General features: G+C 39.9%; 19 protein-coding genes. 17 read left to right on the top strand and 2 right to left on the bottom strand.

Annotated features, from left to right (window positions below):
* From FCU45_RS06775 to FCU45_RS06745, 7 genes are all read left to right on the top strand, one after another.
* Positions 1 to 450, top strand: a complete 450-nt coding sequence (locus tag FCU45_RS06775; RefSeq protein WP_137013629.1) for an LSm family protein — start codon at positions 1 to 3, stop codon at positions 448 to 450.
* Positions 444 to 1,460, top strand: a complete 1,017-nt coding sequence (gene ribD, locus FCU45_RS06770) for a bifunctional diaminohydroxyphosphoribosylaminopyrimidine deaminase/5-amino-6-(5-phosphoribosylamino)uracil reductase RibD (RefSeq protein WP_137013627.1) — start codon at positions 444 to 446, stop codon at positions 1,458 to 1,460. The genes FCU45_RS06775 and ribD overlap by 7 nt, the downstream gene beginning before the upstream one ends.
* A gap of 1 nt (position 1,461) precedes the next feature.
* Entirely contained in the window at positions 1,462 to 2,172 is a 711-nt protein-coding gene (gene ubiE, locus FCU45_RS06765; protein WP_137013625.1) for a bifunctional demethylmenaquinone methyltransferase/2-methoxy-6-polyprenyl-1,4-benzoquinol methylase UbiE, read from the top strand.
* A gap of 11 nt (positions 2,173 to 2,183) precedes the next feature.
* Positions 2,184 to 3,446 (top strand): exodeoxyribonuclease VII large subunit, encoded by a 1,263-nt coding sequence (xseA, locus tag FCU45_RS06760; RefSeq protein WP_137013623.1) that lies wholly within the window; start codon positions 2,184 to 2,186, stop codon positions 3,444 to 3,446.
* 88 nt (positions 3,447 to 3,534) lie between these two features.
* The gene (locus FCU45_RS06755; RefSeq protein WP_137013621.1) at positions 3,535 to 4,131 is read left to right on the top strand and encodes an FmdE family protein; all 597 of its coding nucleotides are present in this window, start codon (positions 3,535 to 3,537) and stop codon (positions 4,129 to 4,131) included.
* Positions 4,132 to 4,189: 58 nt separating this feature from the next.
* Positions 4,190 to 4,615, top strand: coding sequence for a hypothetical protein (locus FCU45_RS06750; protein ID WP_137013619.1), 426 nt, complete (start codon positions 4,190 to 4,192; stop codon positions 4,613 to 4,615).
* Entirely contained in the window at positions 4,615 to 5,070 is a 456-nt protein-coding gene (locus FCU45_RS06745) for a methylated-DNA--[protein]-cysteine S-methyltransferase (protein WP_246032264.1), read from the top strand. The genes FCU45_RS06750 and FCU45_RS06745 overlap by 1 nt, the downstream gene beginning before the upstream one ends.
* Before the next feature lie 14 nt (positions 5,071 to 5,084).
* Here FCU45_RS06745 and sppA read toward each other — a convergent pair whose 3' ends face one another.
* Together sppA and mqnF are read right to left on the bottom strand one after the other, a co-directional pair.
* Positions 5,085 to 5,954 carry a signal peptide peptidase SppA gene (gene sppA / locus FCU45_RS06740; protein ID WP_137013617.1) on the bottom strand — a complete coding sequence of 290 codons (870 nt, stop codon included), beginning with the start codon at positions 5,952 to 5,954 and terminating at the stop codon, positions 5,085 to 5,087.
* Positions 5,954 to 7,174, bottom strand: coding sequence for an aminofutalosine deaminase family hydrolase (gene mqnF, locus FCU45_RS06735; RefSeq protein WP_137013615.1), 1,221 nt, complete (start codon positions 7,172 to 7,174; stop codon positions 5,954 to 5,956). The genes sppA and mqnF overlap by 1 nt, the downstream gene beginning before the upstream one ends.
* Positions 7,175 to 7,267: 93 nt before the next feature.
* Here mqnF and aroQ point away from each other — a divergent pair, with 93 nt between their 5' ends.
* From aroQ to mnmA, 10 genes are all read left to right on the top strand, one after another.
* Positions 7,268 to 7,756: a type II 3-dehydroquinate dehydratase gene (aroQ, locus tag FCU45_RS06730; protein ID WP_137013613.1), complete on the top strand. Its 489-nt coding sequence runs from the start codon at positions 7,268 to 7,270 to the stop codon at positions 7,754 to 7,756.
* 4 nt (positions 7,757 to 7,760) lie between these two features.
* Positions 7,761 to 8,249, top strand: a complete 489-nt coding sequence (gene folK / locus FCU45_RS06725; protein ID WP_137013611.1) for a 2-amino-4-hydroxy-6-hydroxymethyldihydropteridine diphosphokinase — start codon at positions 7,761 to 7,763, stop codon at positions 8,247 to 8,249.
* Positions 8,246 to 9,520, top strand: a complete 1,275-nt coding sequence (gene flhF / locus FCU45_RS06720) for a flagellar biosynthesis GTPase FlhF (protein ID WP_137013609.1) — start codon at positions 8,246 to 8,248, stop codon at positions 9,518 to 9,520. The genes folK and flhF overlap by 4 nt, the downstream gene beginning before the upstream one ends.
* Entirely contained in the window at positions 9,517 to 10,392 is an 876-nt protein-coding gene (locus tag FCU45_RS06715; RefSeq protein WP_137013607.1) for a P-loop NTPase, read from the top strand. The genes flhF and FCU45_RS06715 overlap by 4 nt, the downstream gene beginning before the upstream one ends.
* 70 nt (positions 10,393 to 10,462) lie before the next feature.
* The gene (locus FCU45_RS06710; protein WP_246032263.1) at positions 10,463 to 10,747 is read left to right on the top strand and encodes a hypothetical protein; all 285 of its coding nucleotides are present in this window, start codon (positions 10,463 to 10,465) and stop codon (positions 10,745 to 10,747) included.
* Positions 10,744 to 11,427 carry an RNA polymerase sigma factor FliA gene (locus FCU45_RS06705; RefSeq protein ID WP_137013603.1) on the top strand — a complete coding sequence of 228 codons (684 nt, stop codon included), beginning with the start codon at positions 10,744 to 10,746 and terminating at the stop codon, positions 11,425 to 11,427. The genes FCU45_RS06710 and FCU45_RS06705 overlap by 4 nt, the downstream gene beginning before the upstream one ends.
* 1 nt (position 11,428) lies before the next feature.
* On the top strand, positions 11,429 to 12,568 hold the full coding sequence (gene fliM / locus FCU45_RS06700) for a flagellar motor switch protein FliM (RefSeq protein WP_137013601.1): 1,140 nt from the start codon (positions 11,429 to 11,431) through the stop codon (positions 12,566 to 12,568).
* Positions 12,561 to 13,421 carry a flagellar motor switch protein FliY gene (gene fliY / locus FCU45_RS06695; RefSeq protein WP_137013599.1) on the top strand — a complete coding sequence of 287 codons (861 nt, stop codon included), beginning with the start codon at positions 12,561 to 12,563 and terminating at the stop codon, positions 13,419 to 13,421. The genes fliM and fliY overlap by 8 nt, the downstream gene beginning before the upstream one ends.
* 20 nt (positions 13,422 to 13,441) lie before the next feature.
* On the top strand, positions 13,442 to 14,203 hold the full coding sequence (locus FCU45_RS06690) for an LOG family protein (protein ID WP_137013597.1): 762 nt from the start codon (positions 13,442 to 13,444) through the stop codon (positions 14,201 to 14,203).
* Positions 14,200 to 15,240, top strand: a complete 1,041-nt coding sequence (gene mnmA, locus FCU45_RS06685) for a tRNA 2-thiouridine(34) synthase MnmA (RefSeq protein WP_137013595.1) — start codon at positions 14,200 to 14,202, stop codon at positions 15,238 to 15,240. Before FCU45_RS06690 ends, mnmA begins: the two co-directional genes overlap by 4 nt.
* The last annotated feature ends 197 nt before the right edge of the window (positions 15,241 to 15,437 follow it).

Genomic DNA, 15,437 nt, shown 5'->3' with positions numbered 1-15,437 from the left:
ATGAGTTTAGAAAAAGATATAGAGTCGTTTGTAAAATCGGTAGATTTAGAGCTTTATGAGATCGCAGTAGTAAATGACGGTAGCGATACCATCTATAGAGTAAGCGTTGTCTCAAACGATATAGAAGATGGTAAAAGAAAAGGGGTGAGTCTTGATGAGTGTGTTAACCTCACGCATCTAATATCTCCACTTTTAGATGTTACACCACCTCTCTCAGGGGATTATAGACTTGAGGTCGGGACTCCCGGCATTGAGAGAAAGATCACTACTATCAAGCAGTTTGAACTCTGTTTAGGCGAGAGAGTCGCTATTTCGTTAAAATCAAAAGAGAAGCTCAAAGGCACACTTCTTAAAGTTGAAGGTTCTAAGATATTCTTGGATGTCGATGGTGAAGAAGTTTCAGTTGATTTTGGCGAGATATCAAAAGCGAAAACATACTTTGAATGGTAATAGATACCCAGTTTTATATGAAGTTGGCCTTGGATGAGGCTTGGAAGTATCAGGGTCTAACATATCCAAATCCTGCGGTCGGCTGCACTATTCTATCAAGCCAAAATGAGATACTCTCCGTTGAGGCTCACAAATATGCAGGCGCTCCGCATGCCGAAGTCGAAGCACTGAAATCGGCATATTTTAGACTAACAGATGATTCAAAAATTTTAGAACTTCATGAATCATCCCAAATTCACACCTACCTTCTGCAAAATCACAATAACTGCTTTAATGGCGTCAGCCTATATACAACACTTGAACCATGCTCACACATAGGAAAAACTCCATCTTGCGCATCTCTTATCTCTAAGCTTGGCATAAAAAAGCTCTTTATCGGCTCAACGGATTCAAATCCCCAAGCTTGCGGCGGAGCAGAGATAGCTAAAAATGCAGGCATAGAAGTAGAGAGTGCCGTAATGCAAAAAGAGTGTGATGAGCTCTTAAAGCCTTTTGATCTGTGGAGAGAAGAGAGGTTCGTCTTCTTTAAATGGGCTCAGAGATTAAACGGCACGATTGACGGCGGTCTTATCAGCTCGCTTAAATCAAGAACCTTAGTTCATGCCATGAGAGATGTTTGTGATCTGCTCGTTATCGGCGGCAATACCGTAAGAGTTGACAGACCGACACTTGACGCCAGATTAGTAGGCGGCAGAGCACCGGATATCTTGATATACTCAAGAACCAAAGAGTTTGACAAAACTATCCCCCTCTTTAGTGTTGAGGGAAGAAAAGTCATCATAAGCGATGATCTTTCACTTTTAAAAGATTATAAAAACATTATAATAGAGGGCGGAGGGAAGATGTTTGAACTCTCAATGCAGTTTGCAGACTATCATCTCTGTTTTATGTCGCCGAGCACGGGCGGAGATAGTAATTTTACAACTATTAATGAGAAGTTGGAGATTTTAAATATACAAAAAGATGAGCAAGATATAATTATGTGGATGAAGCAAAAGGGAAACAACTAGAATGGAAAAACAGGAAAAGATCGTATCTATGTTTGACAACATAGCGCCTACTTACGATACGGCAAACCGTGTTATGAGTATGGGCGTCGATAAGAGCTGGAGACGCAAAGCTTGTGATCTGGCTTACAAATTTTATGCAAAAGAGTCTATCGATAAGATTGTTGACGTTGCTTGCGGAACTGGCGATATGATGGACTTTTGGAAAAAAAGATCTGAAGTAAACGCTATTGCGCTTGGAGAGATAGTCGGCGTTGATCCATCTAACGGCATGGTAAACGTAGCAAGAGAGAAGTTTCCCAAATTCAACTACCACATAGCAAAAGCTACAGAGATCCCGCTTGATGATAAGAGTGCGGATATTTTAAGCATTACATACGGTATAAGAAATGTTGTTGAGAGAGAAGCGGCACTTAGAGAGTTCAACAGAGTTTTAAAAGATGGCGGTCTTGTTGTCATTTTAGAGTTTATGAAAAACGAGAACCCTTCGCTTCTTGGTAAAATAAGAGACTTCTATATGAATAAGATACTGCCTAAAGTGGGCGGTTTTATATCTAACAATCTAGAAGCGTATGAGTACCTGCCAAACTCTATAGGTGATTTCTCAACGGTTGAAAATATGCAAAATGAGCTTGTTGAAGCAGGCTTTGAGATAGTTTATACAAAAAGTTTCTCTATGGATATCTCAACACTTCTCATTGCAAGAAAAAAATAGGCAACAGAGTTTTGCAAACACTTAGTGTCTCTTCTTTAAATGAGCAGATCAAAACAGTTTTAGAGAGCACCTTTACAAGAGTCTTGGTAGAGGGCGAACTCTCGCGCGTAACATGCCATAACAGCGGACACATCTACTTCACTCTAAAAGATGCCTCATCATCAATAAAAGCGGTTATGTTCAAGGGAAATGCCTCAAAGTTGAAGTTTGAACTTCAAGAGGGGCTAAAGGTTATCCTTGATGGAGCCATAACGCTTTACAAACCGCGCGGCGAGTATCAGATAAACTGCTTTAGTATCCAGCCTTCCGGTCACGGAGCTTTGGCGCTTGCTTATGAGCAGCTAAAAGAGAGACTCTCATCAAAGGGATACTTTGATAGCGCAAGAAAAAAACCTCTTGTAAAATTTCCAAAAAAGATCGCTCTTATAACTTCTGCAACAGGGGCCGCACTGCAGGATATGCTCCGTGTTGCAAACAGCAGATACAGAGCGGTAGAGATAGATATATATGATGTTTTGGTTCAGGGAGAGAGCGCAGCTCCTGCCATTGTAAAGGCTCTTGGTCTAGCCGATACCAAAGTGTATGATGTCATTGTTATGGGGCGCGGCGGTGGAAGCATAGAGGATTTGTGGGCATTTAACGAAGAGATCGTGGCAGATGCGATCTTTAAAGCAAAAACACCGATAGTCTCTGCCGTCGGGCATGAGATAGATTGGGTTATAAGCGATTTTGTAGCAGATCTAAGAGCACCGACTCCAAGTGCGGCTATGCAGATGATACTGCCTGAGAGTAATGAGCTGTATCAGCATATAGACTCAATTTCTACGCAATATACGCAAAGAGTTATGCAAAAGATCTACAACTCAAAGCAGGAGCTGACGCACCTTGTAAACTTATACTCAGGGCACTCGATCGAGAAGAAGATAAGCCAAAAGATCGAGGATGTAAAACAGCTGCAAAGCTCCTTTAACCAAACTATCTCTTTTAAAATGCAGAGCTTCTCTAAAGAGATCGAATCTATTAAGATAAGATTTCCACATGTAATAGAGAGCAAAATCAATATTGCCCGAAATCAAGTGACAACGCTGCAAAAGATGCTAGAATCCAACGATCCAAAGTTAAAAAGCAAAAAAGGTTTTGTTCAGATATCCAAAGATGCAAAAGTGATAGATATTGCCTCTTTAGAGGTTGATGAAATTTTTGATCTGATGAGTGACAGGGTTGCAGTGAGCGCAAAAGTGCTTGAAAAAAGAGGTACGCAGGAGTCAAAATGACTCCTCTTGCCCGCTAGGGCAAAGCTTTAGTGACTGAATATAATTTGGATGAGTTCAAATTATATGAGATTTATTAGTGGGGGTTTATATGAAATATCCGGAGTTTTTTGATACGGTAGATACTATTAAGGTTGTCGATCCTCTAGCGAATGTTTTAGGCGCGTTTGAGGGTGGCATATATGAGTTTAACTATTTAGAGGTTGTAAAGGCAGCGGGGCATAGCTGTCCGACAGTGGCGGGTGCATACATAACTGCTTATGCGGGGTTAAAAGCTCTATATCCAAACCAGCCTGCCGTAAGGGGTGAGATAAAAGTAGAGTTTAAAGAGTCGCTTGAAGATGGCGTAGCAGGCGTTATAAGCAATGTGATCTCTCAAATAACGGGAGCTACCGATAAGAGCGGTTTTAAAGGCTTGGGCGGTAAATTTGCACGCCACTCTCTGATGCATTTTGATGCAAATATAAGCTCGTCGGTCAAATTTACAAGATTGGACAGTGGCAAAAGCGTGGATGTCTACTATGATCCGTCGCTGGTAGGCGGAAGTCCGAAAATGCAGCAGCTTATGCAAAAGATGATGGGCGGCATGGCAAATGCTGCAGAGGTAAAAGAGTTCGGCGAGCTTTGGCAAGAGAGAGTAAAAAGAATTTTTGACAATATGCCAAGCGTTGTTAAAGTTATAATTTAGCGGATGTAATTTTTTCGTAATCGTGTTATAGTACACTTTTTAAAAATTAGGAGTAGTTATGGCATATTTTGATAACGTTAAGCTCGGAGACGCCGTTTACGGCTTGGTATTCGGTCCTGGGAATGTGTCTCAGATCTTTGAGAACAGCCACTATAAGATAATGGTAAACTTTAAAAATGATTATGAAGTCCCCTATACCGAAGATGGAATTCCGGGTTGGGGGCATTTTAGCAAACAGACGCTTTTTTATAAGAACGACATAGACCTTACAGATGTCGATTTCTCACCCGTTTCCAAGATACTATCCATTAAAAAGATCATAAAACTAAAAGAGAAAAAGAAGCTTCAGGTAAGGCTTCCATCAGGCATCTGGAAGAGCGTAAAAAAAGCGGAAGCTGCATATGTAGAGGATCTTTTAGAGAGAGAAAAATATCATATGTTCAGAAAAAAACCACAAAAAAAAGAGAAGGAAAAAGAGAAGTAGTGCATTTTAGTCGTCTTATCTCTACTCCTATAGGTATGCTGAAAGCTGTTGCAGATGCAAATGCTCTGATCCATCTTGATTTTGTGGAGGAAGAGACGCAAGATAAGTGCTCAGATCATCCTCTCTTGCTTCAACTAGAACGCGAGTTAAATGAGTACTTCTGCAAAAAACGACAAACATTTACACTGCCGCTCTCTCCAAGCGGAACAGAGTTTCAAATGGACGTTTGGAACACACTTCTTAAAATACCTTACGGCAAAACAGTCTCATACGCCAAGGAGGCGCAAATGCTCGGCAATCCAAAAGCCGTAAGGGCGGTTGCCAATGCTAATGGCAAAAATCCAATAGCTATTCTCATTCCGTGTCACCGCGTTATATCTTCAAACGGAAATATAGGCGGATATACGGGAGGGGTGTGGAGAAAAGAGTTCTTGCTCTCACTAGAAAAAGAGTAAAAAGTCAGACGCCTCTACTTTAGTACAAGTGCAGGAAAGTAGGTATGGATGCTAGCCGCTGTCTGTGCCGAGAGTTTTTTAATAAATTTATCAAATCTATCCTCTTTATTCCAGAGCGGCTCGCTTACTCCGCTTAAGCTTGCAAGCCTCTTCTTGGCGTCATACTCAACACCTATACTGTCGATCAGTCCCACATCTTTGGCCTGTTTTGCAGTAAAGATATGCGCATTTGCAAAAGTGTCTCGCTTTTTAATATCTAAGCCTCTGGCATCTGCAACATCTGTGGTAAAAAGGTCATAAGTTCCCTGTATGACCTTATTCAACTCATTTATCTCATACTCCGTCCACTCTCTGTCGCTTGCTCCGACCTTTTTATATTTTCCTGCTTGAACACTCTGTGATTTGATTCCTATTTTGCCCATAAGTTCGCTCACATCAGCCCCTTGCATAATAACACCGATACTCCCGACCATTGAGCCCGGATTTGCGATTATCTCGTTTGCCCAGATGCTTGCATAGTAGCTCCCGCTTGCTAGTGTTCCGCTGGCATAGACAATAACAGGTTTCTTCTCTCTTGCTCTTTTTATGGCATAAGCAACCTCAATAGATGGCGCAACTGCTCCTCCCGGGGAGTCAACATTGAACAATATGCCTTTTACAAACTCATTCGAAGCCGCTTCATCTATCTGCTCTACGACCTCTGAGATCTCCATTACAGGACCTACAAGGTATATCTGCTCAAGATTGTGCGGTTTTAGATTCTCTTTGCTTTGGGGTGCGAATATCAAAAAGAGTATAAGCAAAAAGAGCATTGCTTTGAAATGCTCTTGGATAAATTTTATTGTAGCGACAATAGGAGAAAATATTTTTTTAATAAACTGCATCAGATACCTTTTTCTAGCTTTCCGTTAATGTAAACTTTTGAGATATTATATCTATGAAGTATTAAATGAACTGCTAACTCATCGTTAGGCTCATTATCTAGAGCTAGCACGATCATATCTGCATTTTTACCCTCTGCTATCTCGCCGCTGTTTATTCCAAGGGCATTTGCCGCATCTTTTGTCACACTTCTTATCAGGTTTTTTGCCAGCTCTAAAAGCGGCATATTTGAGTGCATGAACAGAGCGCACTTCATCTCCTCAAAGAGGTCAAGTTTATAGTTTGAGCTAAGTCCGTCTGTTGCGCATATCCATCTGATATTATGATCTTGGAGTCTTTTAACATCAAGCACACCGTTGCCCAGAAGTCTGTTTGAAATAGGGCAGTGTATAACGGTATGTCTGTTTGAAGATAGAGTTTTAAGCTCATCATCGTTTGCTTTTACGACATGTGTTAGAAGCGTTTCATATCCGCTAAAATGCTCCAGAAATTCGCTTGGATCACTGATAGAAGAGCTCTGTTTTAGCAGGTTTTCAAAAAAATCTTTAAAATCTCCATCGCTCTTGTCAAGCCAATCTCTCTCAGCACTGCTCTCCATAAAGTGTGCGGTGAGTTTAAGCTTCTCATCTCTTACGATACGGAGTGCTTTTTTGATCAAAATAGGGTGAACGGAGTAGGGCGAGTGGATTGCAATTGCAGGGTAAAAACCATCTCTTTTTACACTTTTTGAAGCATCCAGACGCGCCAAGAAGTCTGTAAAAAGAGCGTCAGCCATTGTTGCCTGCGAGCCGATAAGTTCATTGAAAAAAACAACATTTTGAGGAGCTTTGGCGCAGACATTCAGATCCATTCCATGCGAGCTAATTGCTCCAAAAGTCGTGATCCCCGACTCAAGCATAGAGTTGACGGCTTTTGCCATGCAGGTATCATCACAGCCGTTTATAAGCTCATCTCTATTCTCAATAACGCTGTAGAGCCAGGGAATAAAATCACCGTAGGAGAGCTGAGTTTTGTTCGCGCTAAACTCTATATGAACATGCGCATTTATAAGTCCGGGCATCAAAAGCGAGTTCTTTTTAAGCTCTATTACGTCCGCACCGCCAAACTCTTTTTTCAGCTCTTCAAGCGGAGCTATCTTTTTAATAGTTTTGTCAAATGCCACTGACATGCCACAAAGTAGCATATCAGGCGTTAATATATAATCGGGAGTTATTATCTGCATATTTTGTCTTTTTGTCTGAATTTAAAATAGATTATGCTTAATTTAGATAGAATAACTCCTTAAAAATCGTAATTATTAATAAAAAGGCAGAAGATGAAGATAGTAGTTATTCAAGGACCAAACTTAAATATGCTCGGTGTCAGAGAGCAGCAGATTTACGGGTCAATGAAATTAGAGCAGATACATGCTCAGATGAAAGATTTTGCAAGCCAAAGCGGGTTGGATATAGAGTTTTTTCAAAGCAATCTAGAGGGTGAGATCGTTGATAAAATTCAAGAGTGTTATGGAGATGCAGACGGTATAATTATCAATCCTGCGGCATATACACACACATCTATAGCTATCCGCGACGCTATTTCGGCTGTAAGTCTTCCTACTATTGAGGTTCACATCAGTAACGTTCATCGCCGTGAAGAGTTTAGAAAGCAGAATATGATAGCAGCAGTATGCTCATCTTCGATCGTTGGATTCGGTCCGTTCGGGTACCATCTGGCAATGGTCGGCATGGTGCAGATAATGAACGAGATAAAAGCAGTTCAAGAGATGCAAAAACAACAGTCTCAGGCAGCGCAGGAAAACTGATTTTATGTATATAAAGCGTAGATTGAACGAGGAGTTAGAGACCTTCAAAAATTTACGCCGCTGTTATGCAGGTAGTAAAAAAACCCCACACAGGTATCTGGCAACCGTCGGTGTAGGCGGAAACATAGGCGATGTAAAAAGAAGGCTGGAACATCTTTATATCTTTTTAAAAAAAGATAAAAGAGTCACTCTTCTGCGAACTTCGCTGATATTAAAGAACCCTCCTTTCGGGTTTGCTGATCAGGATGATTTTTTTAACTCCGTGGCACTTTTAAAGACAAGCATGCAGCCTAAGCTTTTTTTAGACTATCTGATGAGGCTCGAGAAGAAGTTTGCACGCAAAAGAAGCTTTGCAAATGCTCCAAGGACTCTAGATTTGGATATAATTTTTTTTGATAATAGAGTAGTTAAAACACACAAACTTCAAATTCCGCATGTCAAGTGGTTTGAAAGAGAGAGCGTGTTGATACCATTAATGGATATACAGAGATGAAGATTTTAACTTTTACCGGAAGAACACCATCGGAGGCACTTAAAAAAGCTAAGATGGATGTCAACTATAGTCAAATGCTTCACATAGACACAAAAGAGATTCAGAAAAAATCACTCGGACGTGAGCCTATTTATGAGATAGTGATGGGGATCGAGGGTGATTCTGCGTCGCATAACACATATCAAAAAACAAAATCTTCGCCAAAGGATGAGAGACCTCTTACCCAAAAAAGTGCCGATGTCCTCTACGACATCTCCTATGCGGCAAAGCAGATATCCAAGATAGCAGATGTAAAAGAGCCGATGTATGAGCATCAGGAGAGTAAATCTCAGATGCTTTTTGAACCAAAAGAGTTAAAAGAGATAAAATCTGAGATCGCAAAGCTCGGCGATAAAGTAAAAGTGATTCAAAATATGTTCTGGGATGAGAAAGCGCCTAACCTTGAGAGTCATATTCCCTCGGAGTTTGCTGAGATATATCGTCTTGCTTCCCAAAGCGGTATGAACAGAGAGCATCTTGACGGCATTATGAGAATGACGCTGGAGCATATGCCTTTTAGAATGAGAGAAAACTCTGCAACTATAAAAAGATATTTTCAGACACTTCTTAGAAAAATGGTGCCTATCAGACTTGAGAGTGCTCCATCCATAGGAAACAAAAAAGTCATTATGCTTGTGGGACCTACGGGAGTGGGCAAGACTACATCGGTGGCAAAACTGGCTGCCAGATACTCCTACCTGATGCAAAAAAAGTACAAAGTAGGCTTGGTCGTGCTTGACACATACCGCATAGGTGCGGTTGAGCAGCTGATGCAGTATGCCAGAATGATGAAACTTGGCATTGAGACTGTAGTTGATCCGATAGACTTTGCAAGTGCGCTTGACTCTCTTAGATATTGTGACTATATACTTATCGATACTATGGGTTCAAGCCCTTATGACAGAACAAAAATAGAAAAAATTTATGAGTGTCTTGACGGCAACGACATAAAGTACAACATAGATGTCGTTTTGGTAATGCCTAGTTCCATAAAATATGAAGATCTAAAAGCTACATATGAGAATTTCTCTAGCCTCAATATCGACACTCTAATGTTTACAAAGCTCGATGAGACTAGAGGTTTTGGAAATATATTCTCTTTAGCGTATGAGACCAAAAAGCCGATCAGCTACTTCTCAGTCGGACAGGAAGTTCCAGAAGATCTGGTCTGTGCAAGCAGCGACTTCTTGGTTGAGTGTTTATTAAACGGCTTTAACAGGAGCAAAGCATGATTGGACATCAAGCTCAAAAGCTAGAAGAGCTTGTCTCTTCAACGGCTGCTAAAAAGTCTAAAAAAACGCGCTTTATTGCAGTTACCAGCGGTAAAGGCGGTGTTGGAAAAAGTACGATAAGCTCGAATCTTGCCTATGTACTTTCTCAAAATGGTCTTAATGTCGGTATCTTCGATGCAGATATAGGTCTTGCAAATCTTGATGTTATGTTTAACGTAAAGATCAAGAAAAATATTCTGCATGTTTTAAAGGGAGAAGCAAGTGTCTCTGACATATTGATCCCTATTACGAGAAATCTTATACTGATCCCCGGTGAGAGCGGAGATGAGATACTAAAGTATTCCGACAAGGCTCTTTTTGAGAGGTTTATGAGCGAAGCTGAGATTCTCGACAAGCTTGATGTTATGATAATAGACACCGGTGCAGGGATCGGGGATCATATAAAAATGTTCATTGACGCGGCGGATGACGTTATAGTCGTTACAGTCCCGGACCCTGCTGCAATAACAGATGCATACGCGACCATTAAGACAATAGCAACTTTCAGAGATGATATAAATCTTATCATGAATCAGGTAAAGAGCGAAAAAGAGGCCATAGCCGTTTATGAAAAGATAAAAAAAGTAGCATTGGCAAATATCGGGGAGAAGCTAAACATAAAACTCTTGGGTAAAATAAACAGCGATATCAAGGTATCCTCCTCAGTGAAGCAGAGAGCTCTTTTTAGTGTAATGCATCCAGGCTCGATAGTGCATAAAGATATCTTATCTATTGCCAATGCGATTAATAAAAATTTGGAACGCGATGTGCTTGTTATGCCTAGCGAAAGCGGACTGTCAGGGCTTTTCAAGCGATTAGTCAAGCACTTTTAAATTTAATTCAAGGCTTTTTTATATGTTGGGTGAGAATTTTATATACTTTTTTACTATTCAGGGCTTTTTTATGGGAATAGTATTTGGTGTATTGAAATCATTTGACGCAGAGGGCCTCTTAGTATATACATTTTTAATAACTACATTTTTTTATCTATTTTCACATATAATAGTCTCACTATATTACAGAACTTCAGTCGGAAAGTTGTACTTCTTTCCAAAAGAGTCGCATGAGAAGAGGCTTGACATCTTTGCCAATGAGATAAACAAGAGAGAAAAAATCATAGACTCGGCTATAAAGATAACTGATATAGCGGTCAGCACAAACAGCCAAGATAGTGAGAAGAGATCATGATTTCGGCATACACACAAGATTTAAAACATAAAGAAGATGAGCTGGCTATCCAGTATCTACCGGCAGTTAAAGCGATGGCATTTAGGCTTAAAGAGAGACTTCCAAGTTCTATTGATTATATGGATCTCTCTGCTATCGGCACGGAAGAGCTTATCAAACTGGCACGTAGGTATGATGAGAGCTTAAACGACTCGTTTTGGGGATATGCCAAAAAGAGAGTTTATGGCGCTATGCTTGACTATTTAAGAAGTCTTGACGTACTTAGCCGTGCGAGCAGAAAACTTGTAAAAGCGATAGACTACGCAATAGAAGAGTATAGAGTAGAGAAGGATGAAGAGCCTACAGATGAAGAGCTTGCAGAGATATTAGATGAGAGCGTCGAGAAGATACATGAAGCGAGAATCGCCTCTACAATCTACACGGTTATGCCTCTTCAGGATCAACTGCAAGTTGGAGACGAAGGTTCATCTATCGCTAATATAGAAAAAGAGGAGCTTATAAACAGTATTAAAACTGTTCTTAGCCAGTACAGCCAAAGAGAGCAGTTGATAATACAGTTTTACTATTTTGAAGAGCTGACTCTTAAAGAGATAAGCGAGATTTTGGATATTACCGAGTCTAGAATCTCTCAGATACATAAGTCGGTTATACATAAAATCAAAGAGAGTGTAGGAGCTTAAGATGGCAGATATACTTTCACAAGAAGAGATAGATGCGTTACTCGATGTTGTAGATGATGAGGGAGATGATGTACTTGATGGAAGTGAAGACACCTTAGTCTCACAAAGACAGGTAACCCTTTATGACTTTAAGAGACCAAACAGGGTCTCAAAAGAGCAGCTTCGCGCATTTCGTGGGATACATGACAAGATGGCTAGGTCTCTAGCCTCTCAGATATCATCTATTATGCGTTCAATTGTTGAGATACAGCTTCACTCGGTTGACCAGATGACGTATGGCGAATTTTTAATGTCACTGCCTAACCCTACCAGCTTTAACGTTTTTTCAATGAAGCCGTTAGAGGGCAGCGGGGTTATTGAGATAAATCCATCTATAGCTTTTCCTATGCTTGATCGTCTTTTGGGCGGAAAAGGTGAGCCATTTGATGCAAGCAGAGAGTTTTCTGATATAGAACTAAGCCTTTTTGAGACTATTTTAAGAGTTATGATGGCAACTCTAAAAGAGGCTTGGGGACCTGTTATGGATATCTTTCCAAATATAGAGTCAAAAGAGTCTAGCCCTAATGTTGTGCAGATCGTTGCCCAAAACGAGATAGTAGTTATGGTCGTAATGGAGATTATTATAGGACAGAGTTCAGGTATGATGAATATCTGTTATCCGGTTATTGCGCTGGAGCCTGTTTTGCCAAAACTTGCCAGCAGAGATCTAATGCTTAATGAAACAAGTACAAAAAAGAGTAGAAATACAGAACTTCATGTACTTCTAGGCGGTGCAAAAGTCGGTATTGAAGCAATGCTGGGCGATGCTGAGCTCTCTCTTAGAGATGTTCTGGACCTGCAGAGCGGAGATATTGTAAGGTTAAATAATGCTGCCGATGATATAGTTACGATATGCGTTGACGGCAAAGACAGATTTAAAGGTAAAATCGGTCTTAGAAGGTTTAGAAAGTCTATACAGATCACAGAGATAATAGATACAGAAAAAGATGCTGTCAAGCGTGCTCTGGAGAACTTTGAAACTATAAGACGCGAAAAGATTTCAGGCGTTAAAGAGATCATGTTTAACGGTGAAGAGAACGAAGATGAAGATTATGAGTATGAGTATGATAAAAAACGCAAAAGAGGAGTAGATGATGAGTGATTTTATGAAGCTGTTTGAAGATGAAACAGTAGCAACAATAGAGGCACTGATAGGACAGGCTCCATCTCTTGAACTTAAAGAGGAGCAGGAGTTAAGTATAATATCTAATATCATCCCTCCTATAGTGCTTTTAAACATAAGTGTCAGCGGAGATGTAGATGCATCTGCGATGGTTGCGCTTACACCAAATCTTGTCACATCGTTATCAGATATGATGATGGGCGAAGAGGCAAGTGAGCGAGAAGATGTAGGCGAAGATGATCTTGATGCGGCAAAAGAGATAGTCTCTAATATATTTGGAGCAATATCAAATACGCTCTCAGCTCAAAAAGAGCTCCCCGCTCTCTCTTTCAGTATTGATAAAATCGACTATATCGGAGAGAACAAAGAGGTCTCTTTAGAGAACTACAGCAAGATGTTTGTATACCACTTTAATATAGAGAGTCTTAAATCTCTTTTTATGTTTATTATGGATGAAAATTTGCAAAGTGCGGTATTTAAAACAAGCAAACCATCAAACAGCGAAATAAAATCGGACTCAAACAGCTCTCAAAATTCAATGCCCTCAGTTTCTTTAAACAGTGAAGAGATGAACAATATATCTCTTATTATGGATGTTAAACTTCCTGTCAAAGTTAGAATAGGCAAGAAAAAGATGCTCTTAAAAGATGTTTTAAATATGGATATTGGATCTGTTATAGAACTTAATCAGCTTGCTAATGATCCACTGGAAATATTGGTAGATGATCATGTGATAGCTGAGGGTGAAGTGGTAATAGTAGATGGAAACTTTGGAGTTCAGATCACTACGATCGGAACAAAAAGAGAGAGATTAAATCAATTAAAATCGTAGAAAAATAGAAAGTAGTGTATATGCGTACAAAAAAAGATGATTTAACAAAAAAATATATTAAAGAGATTAAATCAGCTGATGTCTGGAGTGTTTTTAAGATCGTTGCCGACTTTGTAAAGGGGTTTGATGAGCTAGGGGAGCTTGGACCGACAGTCACAATGTTTGGAGGCTCAAGGGTTGATAGCAAAAACAAGTATTATAAAAAAGCCGAGGAGCTATCTTCTATGTTGGCAGAAAGAGGCTTCAATATAATGACGGGCGGCGGTCCCGGAGTTATGGAAGCTGCTAACAGGGGGGCATTTCAACACAAAGATGTTGAGTCTATAGGTCTTAACATTGACCTTCCTTTTGAGCAGGTTCCAAACAAGTACACTACTACTGATCTGAGCTTTGACTATTTTTTTTCCAGAAAAGTGATGTTGGTTAAATACTCTATCGGCTACGTGATATTTCCTGGCGGATATGGAACATTGGATGAGCTGTTTGAAGCATTAACACTTATCCAGACCAAAAAGATAACAGGCGTAAAGGTTTTTGTAATCGGAGTTGAGTATTATAAACCGCTGCTTGATTTTATTGAAAAAAAAGTTTTAAAAAACGCAATGATTAGCGAGGAAGATTTTAAGCAGATAAGACTTACAGATGATCTGCAGCATGTCGTTGATGAGCTTCAGGCCTCAATAGTCGAGCAGATCAATTTTCTTAGAGATTCAGGGCTTGAAGATACACAATACTCTAAGATGTTAAAAGAGTTTTCTGCAGACAGAGATATTAAAGTATGAAAAAGGAAAACTTAGTAAAAAAAGTTCTTGTCGGAATGAGCGGCGGCGTTGATTCTACCGTTTCGGCACTGCTTCTAAAAGAGCAGGGATATGATGTCGAGGGGCTTTATATGAAACTCCACTCTAAGCCCGGTTATCATGAGATCAATCAGGCAAGAGCACAAAAAGCTGCTGACTTTGTCGGTATAAAACTGCATGTTCTAGATCTGCAAGATACTTTTAACAGAGAGGTTTTTCAACCTTTTATAGATACCTACGCTGAGGGAAAAACACCAAACCCATGCGCACTATGCAACAGAAGTCTGAAATTTGGCGAGATGGTAAAGTTTGCGGACAAGATAGGAGCTGATTATATAGCTACGGGGCACTATATAAAAACGGATGGAAAATATTTCTATGAAGCGGATGATGATACAAAAGATCAAAGCTATTTTCTGTTTTATGTAGATAGAACAATTTTGCCAAGACTGCTCTTTCCGCTCGGAGAGAGAAAAAAGAGTGATATAAAAAAGCTAGCAGCATCGATAGAAGGGCTTGAATCATTCGCATCCCAAGGCGAATCTTCTGAGATATGCTTTGTTGATACTACATATACTGATCTGTTAAAAGATTATGTAGAGGTAGATAAAATGGGTGAAGTCCTTGATAAGGATGGAAACGTGGTCGGCGAGCATAAGGGCTATATGCACTATACGATCGGAAAGAGAAAAGGGTTTACGGTCAGAGGCGCTCATGATCCTCACTATGTTTTGAGTATAGATGCTGAAAAAAACCGGATTGTTGTCGGTAAAAAAGAGGATCTGGCCTGCAGTAGCGTAGTGCTGAACAATTTAAATCTCTATACCGATGAAAAAGAGTTTGATACTACAGTAAAATTGAGATATAGAACCAGAGCTGTTCCTTGTCATGTTAAAGTAAAAGAGAACAAAGCTTACGTTACTCTAAAGGAGAGTGTGTTTGGAGTAGCAACGGGACAAGCAGCCGTTTTTTATGATGATAAAAAACTGATCGGCGGAGGCTGGATAGAGGAGAATTAAATACAATTCTACCTCAAATAAAATTTCTTTACAAACTCTCTTAAAAATTAAGAAATAAATAAGCGTAACTTCTCTATAATTCCCCTCCACAAACAAAGAGACCTAAAGTTTAGGACAAACAATCTAAGTTTGAGATCATTGAAAACTAAGCAAGTAAATAGACTTTAATAACTAGAAATAGTTAGATGGTCATTAAT

It is taken from the genome of Sulfurimonas crateris, assembly GCF_005217605.1.
GTDB lineage: Bacteria > Campylobacterota > Campylobacteria > Campylobacterales > Sulfurimonadaceae > Sulfurimonas > Sulfurimonas crateris.
Note: the sequence above shows the minus strand (reverse complement) of the source record. Positions and strands in the feature narration are given on the sequence as shown.